The following is a 17,056-nucleotide window of genomic DNA, read 5'->3' on the forward strand; positions in this document are numbered from 1 at the left end:
CACAGTACCTTCTTCGTACTTGACCCATGAGGTCATGCCGGTCTCCCGGCACTCCCCCATCATTACCAGCCAGTTCGATTCCGATCAGTAGAGCAGACTATAGAGTTTGCGACGGTAGCTCTGCGCCTGTGGTGTGTTACCCATAGTGGCGAGAATATCGAGATAGGTCTTTCTGGCTTCGCCGAATGCCAAGTCCCGTTTGAGGATCGCCAGCAGCAGTTCCAATGCCTCTTCCTGACGGCCGGCCTGGTTGTATTGCACAGCAAGTTCTTGTGCCAGACCAAAATCATCAGGCTGTTCTGCATGACGGGCTTCCAGCGCGCGCAGTTCCGGGCTGTCTGCCGCTTGCAGGGCCAGCGCCAGTCGTGAGCTCAGGGTATGGAAGTGACTTTCCTGTGCCACCATCGGGATGGTGCCGAGGCGCTCCTGCGCTTCATCCAGCAGGTTGAGGTCGAGCGCGGCCTGAATGAGCCACAGGCTGATGTCGTGACGTTCAGGGGCCAGCTGGTGTGCCTTGGTCAGATGGGCATAGGCGATGCTGGGCTGCTCGTCAGCCAGTGCCTGTTGCCCCTTGGCCAGCAACTCTTCCTCTTCTTTGGGGGTGAAGGCGGCGAAATACTGGCGCAGGGTGGCTTCATCCTGCGGCCCTTCGATGATCCCCTGTTCGTCAGGGCGACCCTGATGGAACAGCACCAATGCGGGTAGGGCGCGCAGGCCGAGCTGGCTGGCGAGCGGTTGCAACTGGGGATCGTTCATATCCACCTTGGTCAGGGTGACCTGCTCATTAGCGGGCCCAACCAGTGATTCGATCAGCGGTGTCATCCCCTGACACTCCGGCATCTGCGGAGCATGGAAATAGATTACGACCGGCTTCTTCATGGAGGCATCGATCAGTTCAGCGTGAAAATTCTGGGGAGTAATGTCGACGATCATGAGTTGGACTCTTCAGAAAGGGTGTTGAGTAACATGGGGTTGAGTGACTGGTAATTCAAGCGCTCATCAAGCCGGTAAAAGGTCACGGGGGTTGCCGCCGCCGCGAGACTGAGCCAGCCGCTGGCAAAGGGCCAATCCTGTACCTGATAAGGGGTGTCATCCAACCGGTTGTCGAGTCGCCACTCTTCATCCGGGAGAAACCGCACCTTCTCCAGCCCCGCCGCTATGCCGCCACCGTGGGCTTTCAGTACCGCCTCCTTGCGTGACCAGAGCCGGTAGAAGGCACTCTCCTGCTCTGGAGCAGGCAGCGCGCAGAGCCACTCATATTCACTCTGTGCATAAAACCGGCGGGCCAGGGGGAGGGGGTGATGCCGCCGTTTGCCCAGTTCGATATCCACCCCAAGCTGCCCCTGCGGGCAGAGCGCCAACACCAGCCAGCTGCCACTGTGGCTCAGATTGAACTGCCAAGCATCATCATGCAGTTGGGGCTTGCCGTGGGGGCCGTTGCAAAATTGCAGGCTGGCGGCAGGGCGTTGTAGCCTCTCGGACAACAGCTGGCGCAGCAGGGCGCGGCTCACCAGATATTCCTGACGCCGTTCAGGATGGGTCATGGTTTGCCAGATATGCAGCTCATCGGTTGACAACCATTCAGGCAATTGAGCAAGCAGTGCCTGGCATACCCTGGCCGGTTTTAACAAAAAAAGATCGGTTTCGATCATGATTTTTCACTTTAAAAAGGTGCTGAAGCAGGGATAAAAGCCAGTTATCTATGAGGCCAAAGGTCCTTTTTGCGATTGTATATTGTTTGGGCATGATCACATTAATTATGAAAAATCGTGCATTTCCTTGCAAAAATGTGAGCTTGATAGGGATTTTCACTTGCCTCGATAGAATTCTTGGATATAGTCGGGTGCTGTTGCCTTATAAATTGCCCTTTGGGGCCGTATTTTAACAAGATTTACTATTTTGCGGGGATAAAGGATTGCGCTACCTGATGCTACTGCTGGTCGCGCTCGGAATGGCGGGTTGTGCTTCGGCACCCCAACCCGAGGTCGCGAGCAAGATCGAAGTTTCCATGATGGAACCCGTTATTGAACCGGAAGCTTCGCAGACACCCGATGTGAATGAAATCCTGACAGTATACAAAGAGTGGCGCGGTACCCCTTACCGCTACGGTGGTACAACCGAACGTGGTATCGATTGTTCCGCCTTCGCCCGTGAAGTGTTTCGCAATGCGGTCGGTATTGAACTTCCCCGCGATACCCGCTCTCAAGTTCACGAAGGGACGCGCGTTTCCAAGCAGGATCTGGTCGAAGGTGATCTGGTCTTCTTCAAAATCAATCGTCGTCTCAACCACGTTGGTATCTATGTCGGGAATGGCGAATTCATTCACGCCTCGACTCGAGCCGGTGTGACCCGCTCCAAGCTGGACAGCCAATACTGGCGCAGCAAGTTCTGGCAAGCTCGCCGGATCGATATCTGAGTCAGGCTGGACAAACGGCTCGCAGTACGGACTGTTTTTCCAACCTCACTTGAACCGGGCTCGATAGCCCGGTTTTTTATTGCCCTCGTTTAGACTTTCCCGAGTCAAATCACTATAGTGTGGGCCCGTTTTCTTCGGCAGGCTCAGCATGAAACCCCGCATCCCATCAGCTGGTGGCCCCAAGTCGGGCGACCGTAAATCCGGACTTCACTCCCGTAATCGCCATGAGGCGGGTTACGACTTTGAGGCGCTCTGCCTGCGAACTCCCGAGTTGGCCGTCCACATATTTATCAATGACTACGGTACCCGCACCATCGATTTTGCCAATCCCGATGCAGTGAAGTCCCTCAATCGCGCCCTGCTGGCCCATCACTACGGGATTGCCCACTGGGACTTGCCTACCGGTTACCTCTGCCCGCCTATCCCGGGACGGGTGGACTACCTGCACTGGGCGGCCGATCTGTTGGCCGAGAGCGCAGGCCAGCTCCCTACCGGCAAGGGGGTGAGAGTGCTGGATATCGGGGTGGGGGCAAACTGCATCTATCCGCTGCTAGGCTGCCGCGAATATGGCTGGCGTTTTGTCGGATCGGATATCGATCCGGTCTCGGTCAAGGCGGCCACCCTGCTGGCCAAGAGCAACGGGCTCGGCAATCAGATTGAGTGTCGCCTGCAGGGAAACCCCAACCATGTGTTTCGCGGCATCATAGGGCCAAAGGAGCGCTTTGCCCTGACGCTGTGCAATCCGCCGTTCCATGCGTCGCTGGAAGAGGCGAGCAAGGGGACGGAGCGCAAGCTGCGCAATCTGGGCAAGGAGGTGACAGGCGCTCCTGTGCTTAATTTTGGCGGCCAGAAGGCCGAGCTCTGGTGCGAAGGGGGCGAGGCGGCGTTTCTGGCCAACATGATTGCCCAGAGCAAGGAGTTTGCCACTCAGTGCCTCTGGTTCAGCTCGCTGGTGTCGAAAAAAGAGAACCTGCCGGGGGCGAAAAAGGCGTTGAGCCGGGTGGGGGCGCGTCAGGTACGGGTGATCGACATGGCGCAGGGCAACAAGGTGAGCCGGATCCTCGCCTGGTCCTTTCTGGATGAAGAGGGATTGCGTCGCGGCTGGTCGAGCGCGCGCTGAGTCCCCACCACAAGGCCCGATGAGGGCCTTTTTTCATGATGAGCCCCGCGAATTTCCCCTGCTGGCGGCATCTTTGGCAATCGATTTCCTCATTGGCAGATCGTGCTGGTTTACATGGTGTAAGTAGTTACTTCCGCCTTGGTACAGGTGTACGCCGAGATTTTTTTGCACTTACAGCTGAAACTTTAATAAAATAGGACTGGTTAGACCTCTTTACAGGCAATGAATCACATAGGGATCGAAACATGAAAGTTGTCGATTTTCTGAAGCGCAAGCGCGAAATTTTGGCGCAGCACCCCTTTGAGCTCAAGGATTGGCTCTCACCGGCGATCCGCGACTACTGGCGTGAGTTTCAGCAAAAGGCACATCTTCACCCTTTGCTGGGTCGTGTACTGGACTTGCAAACCGAGACCCAGAGCGAGCAGCAACAGGATGCAGCAACCGTGGCACGGGTGGCCAACGGTCAGCCTGCCGTGGCTCAGGAACCCGCTGTGGAGCTGGGAGCCGAGGCTGCCGAGCTCTATGCCGCCCTGCAGGCTCGCATTGGTGAAGAGACCCATGTGGGCGAGTGGCTGCACGTCAGCCAGCAGATGATCGATCAGTTTGCTGCCGTGACCGGGGATCATCAGTGGATCCACACCGATCCGGAGCGCGCGGCCGCCGAGTCGCCTTTCAAGACCACCATCGCCCACGGCTTCCTGACCCTGGCGCTGCTGCCGCAGTTGACCGGCTCGGTCGATGAGGCCACCCCCGAGTTCCCGACCGCCCGCATGGTGGTGAACTTCGGGCTGGATCAGGTACGTTTCCCGTACCCCATCAAGGTGGACAGCAACATCCGCGCCCGCACCAAGCTGGCCCGGGTCACCCCCATCAAGGGTGGGCTGGAGCTGCTCAAAGAGATCAAGGTGGAGATCGAAGGGATCCGTCGCCCGGGTTGCGTCATCGAGTCGGTGACCCGCATCTACTTCTGAGCCCCTCATCGGTATGAATGGTGAAACGGGCCCGCTGTCGTGTGCAACGAACAGCGGGCCCGTTTTTTTGCCTGTTTGTTGCAAGGTCTGAGGCGTCAGCCATCGCGCGCCGACCCCAGCTTGATATGACTCACAAAACGGTGCGCCGTGCAGTTAGCCAGCTCTCATTTTGGCGAGTTGGCCGCGTGAGGCGATAGCATGTTATGCCACTATTGGCTTCTTACTCCCGATCCTGGAGACAATAGTGCCCATCAATAACAAGATTATTCTGCCACTGCTGCTGAGCCTCGCCATCCTGCTGATCCCGACCCACTGGATCCCGCTGGAGGGGATCACCGTCATCGAGCAGCGGGTCGTGGCTATTTTCGTGCTGGCCGCCCTCTGCTGGATCCTGGAGCCCATCCCTATCTTCGCCACCTCGGTGCTGATCATCGTGCTGGAGCTGCTGTTGCTCTCCGACAAGGGGCTCTGGTTCATGACTGCCGACAAGGCCGAACCGGGGTTTGGTGAGCTGCTCAAGTCCACCGAGGTGATGGCGACCTTTGCCTCGCCGGTCATCATGCTGTTTCTCGGCGGTTTTTTCCTCGCCATTGCGGCGACCAAATACCATCTGGACGTCAATCTGGCGCGGGTGTTGCTGCGCCCGTTTGGTCAGGATCCCCGGATCGTCATGCTGGGGCTGATGTTGATCACCGCCACCTTCTCCATGTTTATGAGCAATACCGCCACCACCGCCATGATGCTGGCCATCCTTACCCCTGTGCTGGCGGCATTTCCCGACAAGGACCCGGCCAAAGTCGGCTTTGTGCTGGCCATTCCGCTGGCGGCCAACCTCGGCGGGATCGGCACTCCCATCGGTACTCCGCCCAACGCAGTGGCCCTCAAATACCTGACCGGCGAGCATGCCATCTCGTTCGGTCAGTGGATGGGATTTGCGGTGCCCTTTGTGGTGTTGCTGTTGCTGCTTGGCTGGTTCCTGCTGGGGCGCTTCTTCCCGAGTTCCCTCAAGCGGATGGATCTCAAGATTGAGGGGCGCTTTATGCAGACCCCCCGCGCCTGGGTGGTCTACCTCACCTTTATCACCACCATAGTACTCTGGCTGCTGGGGGATCTGCACGGCATGAGCTCCTACGTGGTCGCCATGATCCCGGTGGCAGTGTTCCTGACCACCGGCATCATCACCAAGGACGATCTGCACAAGATCTCCCTCGATGTGCTCTGGCTGGTCTCGGGTGGTATCGCGCTGGGGCTGGCGCTGGAGGACTCCGGGTTGGCCGAGCGGCTCATCACCCACATTCCGTTCCACGAATACTCCACGCTGGCGGTGCTGATTGGTGCCTGTCTGCTGGCAGTGGTGATGGCCAACTTCATGTCCAACACCGCAACCGCCAATCTGTTGCTGCCACTGGTGGCGGCACTGGCGGTCAGCATGCCGGAGCTGGCCGAGTGGGGCGGCAGCCACACCTTGATCCTGGCGGTCACCATTTCGGTTTCGCTCGGGATGTCGCTGCCCATCAGTACCCCGCCCAATGCGCTGGCCCACGCCACCGGTCTGGTGGAGAGTAACCAGATGGTGCGCATCGGCGTCATCATGGGGTTGGTCGGCACCCTGCTGGCGATGGTATGGATCTACCAGATTGCCGCCTGGGGGCTGATCTAGCGAGCCTGTCTGCCTAAAGCAAAGAGGAGCCGAATTGGCTCCTCTTTGCGTGTTGGGGATCCGGGGCTAGAAACTGACGCCAAGGCTGAGCAGGTGTCTTAATTCGCTCTCGCGGGGTTCCGGGCTGCCTGTGTCGACAAGGATGTCAGCATCTTCCCAATTCAGCTCACTCGACCAGGAGAGGCGCAGATGGTCATTGAAGTAGTAGCGCAACCCTATGCTGCCTTTCAGGTCCTGATTACGGGTGACATAGGGGGAGGGTTGTGCCAGATATTTCAGATAGCGCCCCTGGCTGAACAGTTCCATTTTCTCCTGCCAGAGGGAGAAAGGTTGGCGATAATCCCAGTTCAGGCCAGCGAAGGGGTAGTCTATGACCCGTTCACCCAGAAAAACGCCGGTGATCTTGCTATCTTCACGGAAGTAGAGCCGACTTAGCCCCCCTTGGGCCATCAGCTCCAGTCGGCGGCGCTTGTCGTTCCAAAAGCGATAGCCAGGCCCCGAGCCATAGTCCATGTAGAGATAGCGATCTTTATCCAGCATGTCATATTCGGCATCGAGTGAGGTACGCAAGAACCACTGCTGGTTGAAGAAGTAGTCCAGCGTAGGGTTGAGCTGATAATCATGGCTGTCGGTGACGTTGTCAGCGGTCTCATAGGTGTATTCACCGGAGAAGCTGTAACGCCAGTCCAGATTGGCCAGCTCGCTTTTCCACTTGAGGTTGACGTTGTTGGTCTGCTTGTCATTCTGTTTGAGTTTGACATTGAGATCGCCGCTGCCGGTCCAGAGCCAGGCGTTGCGTTCATCCTGGTCATCCTCGAACAGCTTGAGCCCACCCTTTGCCGTCGCCTTGGGTTTGTCCTCTTTATCGATACGCCAGCGTTTGATGGCCTCTCGCTGGACGGTGACTGCGCCGCTGTAGGGAAGGGCGATGCGCACCGACTGTTCGGTCACCTCCTCGATGTTGCCGGTCAGACGATCGCCATTGTTCATCCAGAGAATGTCCTTGGCCCACAAGGAGTGACAGACCAACAGGAGCAGGAGGGGCAGGAATTTCATGAGGTAAGGTGACTCCGGTGCGACTCGGGCGCTGGTGACTTAACCACTGACAAGTTGGCTGCTGATGGGGCGGGGCAGGCCATTTTTGCTCTCCAGCGCCGCCGTCACCTCATCCTGCATCACGTCAGGTGCACTGATAAAGCTCTCTATGGCCGGAGATAGCACCAGCGGGGCGCCATTTTCAAGCTCCTCTTCGGTGCGGGAGAGCGGGGAGTGCACCTCCAGCCAGCGCCTACCATCCGGTTCGATGGCGACCTTGACCGGTTGATTGATGACCCGCACCGGCGTGCCGATCGGCACAATCTTGAACAGGGCCTCAATATCGTCAGGTCGCAGCCGGATGCAGCCTGCACTTACCCGCAGGCCAACGCCAAAATCCTTGTTGGTGCCGTGGATCAGGTAGTCGCGCTTGCCATAGCCAAGGCGCATGGCGAACTTGCCGAGGGGATTCTCCGGGCCGGGGGGCACCACGGCGGGCAGGGTGATCCCTTTTTGCTCCAGCCAGGATTTGCGCACCATGGGGCCGGGAACCCAGGTCGGGTTGGGATTCTTCTCGATGACGGTGGTGGTCATCTCGGGTGTTTCGCGGCCGATATCGCCAATCCCGATGGGCAGCACGATGACCTCGTTCTTCCCTTTGGGGAAGTAGTAGAGGCGCAGTTCGGGCAGATTGATGACGATCCCCTCGCGAGGCACATCAGGCAGCAGCATCTGGGTGGGCAGCGTCAAGCGGGTGCCCGGCTTGGGTAAATAGGGGTCTACACCCGGATTTGCTTCAAGCAGCGCCAAAAATCCAATTTGTGTATTTTTGCCAACCAGCTCCAGATGTTCATTCTGCTGGATGATGTAATCCTCCAGCTCACCGATTAGGCGACTCCCGGCAGGTGGCAGCGGGTAGCGTTTGGCCTCTGCCGGCGTGGCGCAGAGCAGGATCGCTGCCAGCAGCAGGGAAAGGGCGGGCGTTATGGAGAGGGGTATGAGTTTCGGCAATCGCATAAGGAGATCCATCAGTTCAATCGGGGCGGAACATCATCAACACAGCCGCCAGGATGGCGCGATTGTTCCTCAATCAGCCCATGATTACCAGCTTGCCGCGCACCCGCAATGATTTGGGGATACATAGGAAACCAGCCAAAATCGGCATCACCCATAAATTTGAGTGCCAAGCAGGAAAAAGAGGCGCCTCATGGCAATGGGGGAATATCACGACGTGGATAATGGCCGGGTGTGCGAGCGGGTGGATACAGAGCCATACAAGAGTGGCCTCGCAACGCAGGCCGTGCGTGAAGCATTGTGAGCCTGCTCTCAGATAGCTGATTCAGCCATTTGATATATAAGAAATTTATGTTGCATCCTCGGCCCAGCTTGGGTAAAACTCTCTCCCCACGGAGAGATGCCGGAGTGGCCGAACGGGATTGACTCGAAATCAATTGTGGCAGCAATGCCACCCAGGGTTCGAATCCCTGTCTCTCCGCCACATACCAAGCCCAAGCAATTAGATTGCTTGGGCTTTTTCGTTTCGTGTGATGCCTGATATGCCATCTGATGTTGGCTGGCTTGAAGCGTCCCCTCTATCGACCACCTGTTAGTCGACTCGAGCCCATATCGAGATGTCTTATCGTCGTGCAATAGGGGCCCCCTTTTACTTGCCCGATCGCCTATCGGTTGCAAGGTTGGCCCCAACGGCTTGCTCGCCAGTCATGATGGCGACACAATGGAGTCCCTTTGGCTGGCCGCTCGCAGCTGGGGCTCGTGGCCGAATGGCCAGCGATAGTATGAGCGCGCCCGAGTGTTATGGGCCGGTGACAACGGGAAACATGGCGAGAACAGGAGCAAAAGAGGATGAGGGAAGGGCTTGAATGGTGCTGGCTCAATGAACCGGCCGAATGGCACAAAACAAGCGACGGCTTGCTGGTGGTAACGGACAAGCAGACCGATTTTTGGCGCAGCACCTGGTATGGTTTCGAGCGCCACAGTGGGCATCTCTATGGCTGTGAGGTCGAGGGTGAATTTACCTTTCAGGTCTGTGTCGAAGGGGAGTTCACCACCCTCTACGATCAGGCGGGGTTGATGTTGCTGCAAGACGAGGCGCACTGGCTCAAAGCGGGGATAGAGTACAACGATGCCCAACCGATGATCGGCAGCGTGCTCACCAATCTGCGATCTGACTGGGCCACCGGTATTTTCAGCGGCAATCCGCGCCGTTTCTGGCTGCGCCTGACCCGGCTGGCCGATTGTCTGCGTCTGCAATACTCCACCGATGGCGAGGTGTGGCCACTGCTGCGGCTCGCTCCGTTCCCGCCTGGCGAGCGCTGCTTTATCGGAGTGATGTGCTGCACCCCCGAGCGACAGGGGTTGGCGGTGCGTTTTTCGGATCTGCGCCTCACGCCGCCCCTTGGCAAGGCACTGCATGATTTGAGCTAGCCAGCCCATGGCTGGCATTGCGTGTCAACCGGCAGAGTGAACAATGCCATCGGCCCGCAGCGTCAGTTGCAGGGTCTATCGAGCGGGAGGGCCGTTACCCTCCCGCTTTTTTATGCCGGTAGGTCGGGAATGGCGGGTGGCTGTGATGGGCAAGCCTTGGCAAGCAACGTCGAAAAGCATGCGGTATGCGATGTAGCGACAACAAGTTGCCGGAACTGGGATCTCGATCGGGGCAACAGGACTTTTGTCCTGCAAGGGGCGAGGGGGCGGGGGCTAGGATGCCCTCATCCACACGAGTCAAACTGGAGCACAACAACAATGACCGCTCATATCAATGCCAACCCGGGCGATTTCGCCGAGACCGTCATCATGCCGGGAGACCCGCTGCGGGCCCGCTATATCGCCGAGACCTTTCTGACCGACGCGCGCGAGGTGACCAATGTGCGCAACATGCTGGGCTACACCGGCTACTACAACGGCCAGCGCATCTCGGTGATGGGCCACGGCATGGGGATCCCCTCCATGGTGCTCTACGCCCACGAGCTGGTGAATGACTTCGGCGTCAAGCGCATCATCCGCATCGGCAGTCTGGGGGCGACCCAGCGCCACGTGCAGATGCGTGACGTCATTCTGGCGCAGGCGGCGGGCACCGACTCCCCGACCAACGCCAAGCGCAGCGCCGGTTACCAGATGGCCACCTCGGCCGACTTCGCCCTGCTGCACAAGGCGTTTACCAAGGCGCAGGAGAAGGCCATTCCGGTCAAGGTGGGCAATATTTTCACCGGCGATCTCTATTACGATCCGGACGAAAACCTCATTCCGGCGCTGGAGAAGTTCGGCGTGCTCGGCATCGACATGGAGGTGGCCGGTCTCTACGGGCTGGCCCATCAGCAGGGGATCGAGGCGCTCGCCATCCTGACTGTCTCCGACCACTGCCTGACCGGTGAAGAGACTACCGCAGAAGAGCGGCAACTCTCCTTCAACCAGATGATCGAGCTGGCGCTGCACACCGCGCTGTAAGCGCCGCAGTCCGCCCACCCCTGCACGCACCCTGACCCCAAGAGAGATCCAATATGAACAATAAGCTCTCCCTCACTGCCATCAGCTTCCTGGCCAACTTTGTGATGGCCGGTTTTGCGACCCAGTTCGGCATGCTGATCGACCCCATCGCCGCCAAGTTCGGCGCCGACGTCAATCATGTGGCCTCCATCTTCTCCCTGCTCAACGGCGGGGCGCTGGCGGGCACCATTGCCGCCTTCTTCCTTATCGAGAAGGTGGGGCTCAAGCGGATGACCCTGCTCTGCTACGGCCTGATCGCGCTGGCGGCGGCTTCGCTCCATCTGACCGGCTCGCTCTATGTGGTGATGGCTGCCATGACGGTGATCGGCCTTTGTGGCGGGGTGGGACTCTGCATTGCAGGGACGCTGGTGGTGAGCGTCTGGCAGGCGCGGATGCAGAGCACCATGCTGGTGGTGCAGGATGCCACCTTCAACGTGGCCGGGGTGGTCTTCCCGCTTATCACCACCTACACCCTGACTCACGCCATGGCGTGGAGCTGGAGCTATCTGGCGGTGGGCGTGGTGGCGCTGGCGACCATGCTGGTGGCGGTGCTGACCAACTTCCGCAGCTGCGAGGCGGGTGGCGAGAGCGCAGGCAACGAGCACTCGGAGTGGAACCTCGGCATCATCAGCGGCGGGTTGGGGCTCTTTCTCGGCATGCTGGCGCTCTACACCTTCCTCACCTGGGCGCCCATGTTCGTGAAGAACAAGTTCGGCATCCCCTTCGAGGAGGCGGGCAATATCATCACCCAATACTGGACGGCTGCCCTGCTCGGCGCACTGGTCTCCACCGCCATCGTGACCCGCATTGCGATCCGAACCTTCCTGCTGGTGATCATCACCCTGGCGATGGGGATGACGGCGCTCATCGTTACCACCGATAACCTGAGCCAGTTGCCATACCTCACCTATGGTTACGGCTTTGTCTGCGCGGCGCTCTACAACGCCTTTATCGCCTACGGGGTGTCGTTTGTGCGCCAGGCGTCGAGCAAGAACGTCTCCTACATCCTCATCAGCGGCAGCGCGGGGGCCATGTTCAGCCCGGCCATCAGCGCCATGTTCGAGCAGGTGATCGGCTTGCAGGCGGTGATGTACGCCATCCCGCTTATCTACGCCGTGATCCTCGCCATGCTGGTAGCCTCGCTGCGCATGGCCCGGCCTCAGCCCTGTCTCGCCTGAGCGGGGGAGTAAACAGCAAGAGGGGCGGTATAAACCGCCCCTCTTTTTTGTTGCTGTTCCGCTTGTTGCTGCTCAGTCGGCAACTGAGGCCTGCGACTTATGGCTGCTCCAGAAAGGCCTTGAGCCCCGCCAGATCACGGATCTGCAATCCCTCTTCGCCGCGCTCCACCAGACCCTTCTCCATCAGCTCTTTCACCGCCCGCCGGTAGACCCGGTCGGTCGTGCCGAAGCGTTCCGCCTCCTGATACCCCTTGCGAAAGCCGCTCACCGGGTTGTGGTGGCAGTGGCTGTGATAGAGGTCGAGGGCGATGTTGTAGCTGATGGGGTAGAGCATGCGGCAGGTGAAGATATCCACCGTGTCCTGATAGTCGATGGCAATGGCGGTGGCAAAGAAGAGCGCCACCTTGGGGTGGGCGACCAGCGCCTGCTCCAGCTGCTCGCCGTCGATGCGGGCCACTTCCAGCGGCTCCTCGGCGATGATGTCGAGCTGGCAGCGGTAGCCGGTGAAGAACTCCATCTCGCCAAACAGCTGGTTGTCGCACTCCAGGGTGCCGAGCTGAAAGCGGCGGCCATTCATGGCGGTGTGGCCCATGGCGATGCGGCCGCCCGGTACCAGCACCAGATCCCGCAATAGCTCCCCCTGACGCATCAGGGGCTCCCCCTCGGGGATCAGATGCTGCTCCGTGATGCAGGATTGCACTACCTGCACGATAAGATCATGACTGGCCTGCCAGTGGGGCTGAAAGCGTCCCTTGAGAAGGGGTTTGAGTTGCATGGGATTTCGAGTCGTCGCCAAACAGAAACGACTATTACACACCCTTGCATACGGATATGCCAGTTTTGTACCGCAAAGTGGGGCTTACTGGTGTAGAAGTGCAATCTGGAAGCATAAAAAAGCGCCCGAAGGCGCTTTTTCATTGAGCTGTGGTCAGCAAGGGTTAGCTAATCAGGGTGGCCCACAGGTCATACTCGTCGGATTCGTCGATCCGCACCTTGACCATGTCGCCCGGCTTGAGGCCGGTTTCGCCGTTGAGGTAGACCAGACCATCGATCTCCGGCGCATCGGCGAAGGAGCGGCCAGTGGCACCCTCTTCATCCACTTCGTCGATGATGACGGTCATCTCCTGACCCACTTTGCGGGCCAGCTTGCGGATGGAGACCTGCTGTTGCAGCTCCATAAAGCGCTGGAAGCGCTCTTCCTGAATCGCTTCCGGTACCGGATCCGGCAGCTTGTTGGCCAGCGCCCCTTCGACCGGGCTGTATTTGAAGCAACCGACCCGATCCAGCTCCGCCTTGTCGATAAAGTCCAGCAGCATCTGGAAATCTTCCTCGGTCTCGCCCGGGAAGCCGACGATAAAGGTGGAGCGCAGGGTGATCTGCGGGCAGATCTCGCGCCACTTCTGGATCCGCTCCAGGGTGCGCTCGACCGAACCCGGGCGCTTCATCAGTTTGAGGATGCGCGGGCTGGCGTGCTGCAGCGGGATGTCGAGGTAGGGCAGGATCTTGCCATCACGCATCAGCGGGATGACGTCATCCACGTGCGGGTAGGGGTAGACGTAGTGCAGTCGCACCCAGATATCGAGCTTGGCCAGCTCTTCGCACAGGGCGACCATGCTGGTCTTGACCGGCATGCCGTCGTAGAAACCGGTGCGGTGCTTCACATCGACGCCGTAGGCGGAGGTGTCCTGGGAGATCACCAGCAGCTCCTTCACGCCGGCCTCTTTAAGACGCTTGGCTTCGGCCAGCACGTCGCCGATGGGGCGGCTCACCAAATCCCCGCGCATGGAGGGGATGATGCAGAAGGTGCAGCGGTGGTTGCAGCCTTCGGAAATCTTCAGATAGGCGTAGTGGCGCGGGGTCAGCTTGACGCCGTGGGCCGGAACCAGACTGGTGAAGGGGTTGTGCTGCGGCTTCTCCACATATTTGTGGACGTGACCCAGCACCTCTTCATAGGCGTGGGGGCCGGTGATCTCGAGCACCTTGGGGTGGATCTCGCGGATCTGGTTCTCTTTGGCGCCGAGGCAGCCGGTGACGATCACCTTGCCGTTCTCGGCCAGCGCTTCGCCGATCGCTTCCAGCGACTCTTGCACCGCGCTGTCGATAAAGCCGCAGGTGTTGACGACGACCAGCTCGGCATCGTCATAGCTGGGCACCACATCGTACCCTTCGGTACGCAGCTGGGTCAGGATGCGTTCTGAATCGACCAGGTTTTTGGGGCAACCCAAGGAGACGAATCCTACTTTGGGGGCCTGTTTTGTGTTGGACATCGCTCAATCACTCTTAGGTGGCTCTTCTTTAAGGGCGCGGATTTTACCGGAATGGTTAACCAAAAACTATACAGCCAGCATGGCAGAACTGAACAATATCTCCGAGTGGGCAGGATTGGGCCGTGCGAATAGCGGCTGATGGTGGAGCCCTGACTGGCGCGCAGTCCCTGCTGCACAGGTTTGTGACTGGTAATATGCATTGCTGACTTATTAGTCAATTTCGCGGTCTGTGGCTGGGAACCCTGTCACGGGTACCCCTATACTCCCATCATGGTGATCCGGTGGAGAAGGCAATGGAAAGTTCATTTGGCGAAAGAATGCAGAATCTGCACGCTACGCTGCGCGAGCGTTTTGACAAGCTGAGTCGGGTGGCCATTGCGATTTACGATCCCCATACCGATCAGCTCAAGACCTTCGCCCACAGCACCGAGGGGCCCTCGCCGCTGGTGCAGTATGAGGTGAAGCTGAGCGATGTTCCATCCTTGCGCTATCTGGCGGAGCACAAGCACCCCCGGGTGCTTGGCAATCTCGATGCCCTGCGTGGTTCCGCGTCGGAACACAGCCGCAAGCTGCTGGAGGCGGGCTATGCCTCCAGCTATACCGAGCCGCTGTTGTTCAACAGCAAGCTGTTTGGTTTTCTGTTTTGCGATGCCATGGAGCCGGGCTATTTCGATGAGTCGATCCAAAGCGAGCTGTCGGCCTATGCCCAGATGTTGTCCGCCATCATTGCGGTGGAGTTCTTCTCTATTCAGACCCTCGGCGGCGCGCTGACCACGGCACGTGAGTTCAGTCGCTATCGGGATGAGGAGACCGCCAACCATCTGCATCGGATGTCGGCCTACTCCCGACTGATCGCCAAGACGCTGGCCCCGACTTGCGGGCTGAGCGACGAGGAGGTGGAGTTTGTCTACCTCTTCTCCGAGCTGCACGACATCGGCAAGATCGCGGTGCCGGATGCCATTTTACTCAAGCCGGGCAAGCTGACCCCGGAAGAGTTCGAGATCATGAAGGTTCACACCAGCAAGGGGCGAGAGATGATCAGCCTGATGATCAATGAGTTTGGCCTCGATGGCATTCACCACACCGATATGCTGACCAACATCATCGCAGGCCATCATGAGCGTTTTGATGGCACCGGTTATCCGCTGGGCCTGGCGGGGGAGGCGATCCCGCTGGCGGCGCGTATCGTGACGGTGGCTGATGTTTTTGATGCCCTGACCAGCGAGCGCCCCTACAAGCAGGCCTGGCCGTTCGAGACGGCGTTTGCCTATCTGGAGGAGCATGCCGGCAGCCAGTTTGATCCCGCCTGTGTCGCTGCGGCCCTGCACAACAAGGCCGAGTTTTATGCCATCTATCAGCAGTATCAGGATCCCGCCAGTTCATCCGGTGTGGCGGCCAGTGGCGCAGAGCCGGGTTGAGCGTGTGTGATGAGCTTAAGGGGCAATACGGCGGATCAAGCATGACGAGGAATAAATAGAGAGGGGGCACCAGCAGGTGCCCCCTCTCTTTTATGCGCCTTTCTATTCCATGCGCACTTATTTTGTCGACCTTGTAACTGCGGCTATGGCGTTTGCGATCAGGTTACTTTTTGGGCGTCGGCTCGCTGATCTGGTAGAGGTGATCCGCGCAGGCGCTGGAGCAGCCACAGGGGCGCACCTCTTTATCTTCCCGCTATCTTCCCGCTTCTGGGCAAGCTGGTATTGGCGCCACCAGATGATGGTGCCCATGGCCAGGATCAGTACGAACGAGGCGAGCAGGCTCAACAACTAGATGGACATGATCTCTTCTCCCTGATGGTGATGACATGCACGGCGATGGCATCAGTGATGATGGCAGCAACCGCCCTGCTGGTTGGCGCCTTCACTGCCGTGGCAACAAGTATGGCCTTGTCGTGAGCTCTCTGCCTGATTGCCACTACTGGCGCAACAGTGATCGGAGCCACTGTTGCAACCACCGTGACAATGGGGGTGGCCTGCGCCGACGGGCTGGATGGCATGGATAGTCGCCTTGCTCTGATGACGACGAGACGGACGGCCCTGACTTGCCTCGGTAAGAGGTTGCAAATTGGTGGGGGCTAGCAGCGCGGGCAGCGGCAGGCGGGCAGAGCGACACTGCAGCACCCGGATATTGACCGCCAGCAGGCGCCCCAGCATTCGCTCGCCGATATTGCGCACCACCACCTGACCCACCTGATGATGGGCGAGGGCGTCGAGCAGCGCTTGCTTGCCGTGGCAGCCTTCGGCGGCGGCCGGATTGGGCAGGGTGGCGATAACGTTCCCTTCGGGGTTAAGAATTTGCAGCTGCTCGGCACGGGTAAAGTGGCCAGCCAGCAACCCCTGACTCAGCATCAGGGCGCTGTTGCAGAGGGTGGTGGTCATGGTTGTGACAGCATTCATGTCGGCTCTTCTCCACTGGTTGGGTGGTCGGGCTCGGCGGGTTGCATCATCAATGCCTTGCCCAGACTCAGACACTCCACCACCTTGTAGCGCCCTTTTTTCAGGATATTGGCCAGGGTCTGGCGGGAAACCCCCATCACCAGGGCGGCCTCCTGCTGTTGCATTCCTTGAAGGTCGACGAGGCGCAGTGCCTCGAACTCGTCAGGGGCCAGCGTGACCTGTTCCAGCTGATGCATGGGGCGGCCGTTGGGTTTGAAGCAGCTGTTGGCGGGGCGGCCACAGATCTGGCGGGCAATCTTGGGTCTTGGCATGGTGGCTCCTAATTGGCATAAGCCATTTATACGCTCATATGTAGCATATGCCAATAATTTTGTCTGATGCAGAGGGTAGCGCCAGTGCTGTTCACGGCAGAGGGGGGTAAAGAGGGGGAGGCGGAATACGTACAAAAGCAGTGAAGGGGGAAGAAACGACGCAGGCCCGAACATGGTTCGGGCCTGCGGTTTTGCAGA

At 59.0% G+C, this 17,056-nt stretch carries 16 protein-coding genes and 1 tRNA gene; 9 read left to right on the forward strand and 8 right to left on the reverse strand.

Translation table 11 applies throughout. From position 1 onward, the window contains the following. Positions 1-84: 84 nt before the first annotated feature. Positions 85-933, reverse strand: coding sequence for a tetratricopeptide repeat protein (locus G5182_RS03600; protein WP_421172012.1), 849 nt, complete (start codon positions 931-933; stop codon positions 85-87). Continuing rightward, positions 930-1,652, reverse strand: a complete 723-nt coding sequence (locus G5182_RS03605) for a 4'-phosphopantetheinyl transferase family protein (RefSeq protein ID WP_421172011.1) — start codon at positions 1,650-1,652, stop codon at positions 930-932. Before G5182_RS03605 ends, G5182_RS03600 begins: the two co-directional genes overlap by 4 nt. Before the next feature lie 275 nt (positions 1,653-1,927). Between G5182_RS03605 and G5182_RS03610 the strand changes: the two genes are divergently transcribed. The 4 genes from G5182_RS03610 (at position 1,928) to G5182_RS03625 (ending at position 6,167) form a co-directional block, all read left to right on the forward strand. Continuing rightward, positions 1,928-2,416: a C40 family peptidase gene (locus tag G5182_RS03610; RefSeq protein ID WP_421172010.1), complete on the forward strand. Its 489-nt coding sequence runs from the start codon at positions 1,928-1,930 to the stop codon at positions 2,414-2,416. Positions 2,417-2,564: 148 nt separating this feature from the next. After that, entirely contained in the window at positions 2,565-3,536 is a 972-nt protein-coding gene (gene rlmF / locus G5182_RS03615; protein WP_421172009.1) for a 23S rRNA (adenine(1618)-N(6))-methyltransferase RlmF, read from the forward strand. 245 nt (positions 3,537-3,781) lie between these two features. After that, positions 3,782-4,507, forward strand: a complete 726-nt coding sequence (locus G5182_RS03620) for a MaoC family dehydratase (RefSeq protein ID WP_204483864.1) — start codon at positions 3,782-3,784, stop codon at positions 4,505-4,507. 244 nt (positions 4,508-4,751) lie between these two features. After that, entirely contained in the window at positions 4,752-6,167 is a 1,416-nt protein-coding gene (locus tag G5182_RS03625) for an SLC13 family permease (RefSeq protein ID WP_421254198.1), read from the forward strand. 66 nt (positions 6,168-6,233) lie between these two features. Here G5182_RS03625 and G5182_RS03630 read toward each other — a convergent pair whose 3' ends face one another. Together G5182_RS03630 and G5182_RS03635 are read right to left on the reverse strand one after the other, a co-directional pair. After that, entirely contained in the window at positions 6,234-7,223 is a 990-nt protein-coding gene (locus tag G5182_RS03630; RefSeq protein ID WP_323913161.1) for a DUF481 domain-containing protein, read from the reverse strand. A gap of 39 nt (positions 7,224-7,262) precedes the next feature. Beyond that, entirely contained in the window at positions 7,263-8,219 is a 957-nt protein-coding gene (locus G5182_RS03635) for a L,D-transpeptidase family protein (RefSeq protein ID WP_216979181.1), read from the reverse strand. Positions 8,220-8,610: 391 nt separating this feature from the next. Here G5182_RS03635 and G5182_RS03640 point away from each other — a divergent pair. The 4 genes from G5182_RS03640 (at position 8,611) to tsgA (ending at position 11,884) form a co-directional block, all read left to right on the forward strand. Beyond that, positions 8,611-8,700, forward strand: a tRNA-Ser gene (locus tag G5182_RS03640). 365 nt (positions 8,701-9,065) lie between these two features. Then, positions 9,066-9,647 (forward strand): DUF1349 domain-containing protein, encoded by a 582-nt coding sequence (locus tag G5182_RS03645; RefSeq protein WP_337072706.1) that lies wholly within the window; start codon positions 9,066-9,068, stop codon positions 9,645-9,647. Between the two features lie 318 nt (positions 9,648-9,965). After that, entirely contained in the window at positions 9,966-10,667 is a 702-nt protein-coding gene (gene deoD, locus G5182_RS03650; protein ID WP_005303072.1) for a purine-nucleoside phosphorylase, read from the forward strand. A 53-nt stretch (positions 10,668-10,720) separates the two neighbouring features. After that, positions 10,721-11,884 (forward strand): MFS transporter TsgA, encoded by a 1,164-nt coding sequence (gene tsgA, locus G5182_RS03655; protein ID WP_227340955.1) that lies wholly within the window; start codon positions 10,721-10,723, stop codon positions 11,882-11,884. 97 nt (positions 11,885-11,981) lie between these two features. Here tsgA and G5182_RS03660 read toward each other — a convergent pair whose 3' ends face one another. Together G5182_RS03660 and rimO are read right to left on the reverse strand one after the other, a co-directional pair. Next, positions 11,982-12,659 (reverse strand): Crp/Fnr family transcriptional regulator, encoded by a 678-nt coding sequence (locus G5182_RS03660; RefSeq protein WP_216951704.1) that lies wholly within the window; start codon positions 12,657-12,659, stop codon positions 11,982-11,984. Between the two features lie 163 nt (positions 12,660-12,822). Then, on the reverse strand, positions 12,823-14,151 hold the full coding sequence (rimO, locus tag G5182_RS03665) for a 30S ribosomal protein S12 methylthiotransferase RimO (protein ID WP_421252153.1): 1,329 nt from the start codon (positions 14,149-14,151) through the stop codon (positions 12,823-12,825). 293 nt (positions 14,152-14,444) lie between these two features. Between rimO and G5182_RS03670 the strand changes: the two genes are divergently transcribed. After that, positions 14,445-15,569, forward strand: coding sequence for an HD domain-containing phosphohydrolase (locus G5182_RS03670; protein WP_227340941.1), 1,125 nt, complete (start codon positions 14,445-14,447; stop codon positions 15,567-15,569). A gap of 402 nt (positions 15,570-15,971) precedes the next feature. Here G5182_RS03670 and G5182_RS03675 read toward each other — a convergent pair whose 3' ends face one another. Together G5182_RS03675 and G5182_RS03680 are read right to left on the reverse strand one after the other, a co-directional pair. After that, complete coding sequence (locus tag G5182_RS03675) at positions 15,972-16,547, reverse strand: NifB/NifX family molybdenum-iron cluster-binding protein (protein WP_227340940.1); 576 nt, start codon at positions 16,545-16,547, stop codon at positions 15,972-15,974. After that, positions 16,544-16,858: a DUF134 domain-containing protein gene (locus G5182_RS03680; protein ID WP_005338107.1), complete on the reverse strand. Its 315-nt coding sequence runs from the start codon at positions 16,856-16,858 to the stop codon at positions 16,544-16,546. The genes G5182_RS03675 and G5182_RS03680 overlap by 4 nt, the downstream gene beginning before the upstream one ends. Positions 16,859-17,056 lie beyond the last annotated feature (198 nt).

Source organism: Aeromonas sp. 600948 (assembly GCF_049174875.1).
Taxonomy (GTDB): Bacteria; Pseudomonadota; Gammaproteobacteria; order Enterobacterales; family Aeromonadaceae; genus Aeromonas; species Aeromonas veronii_A.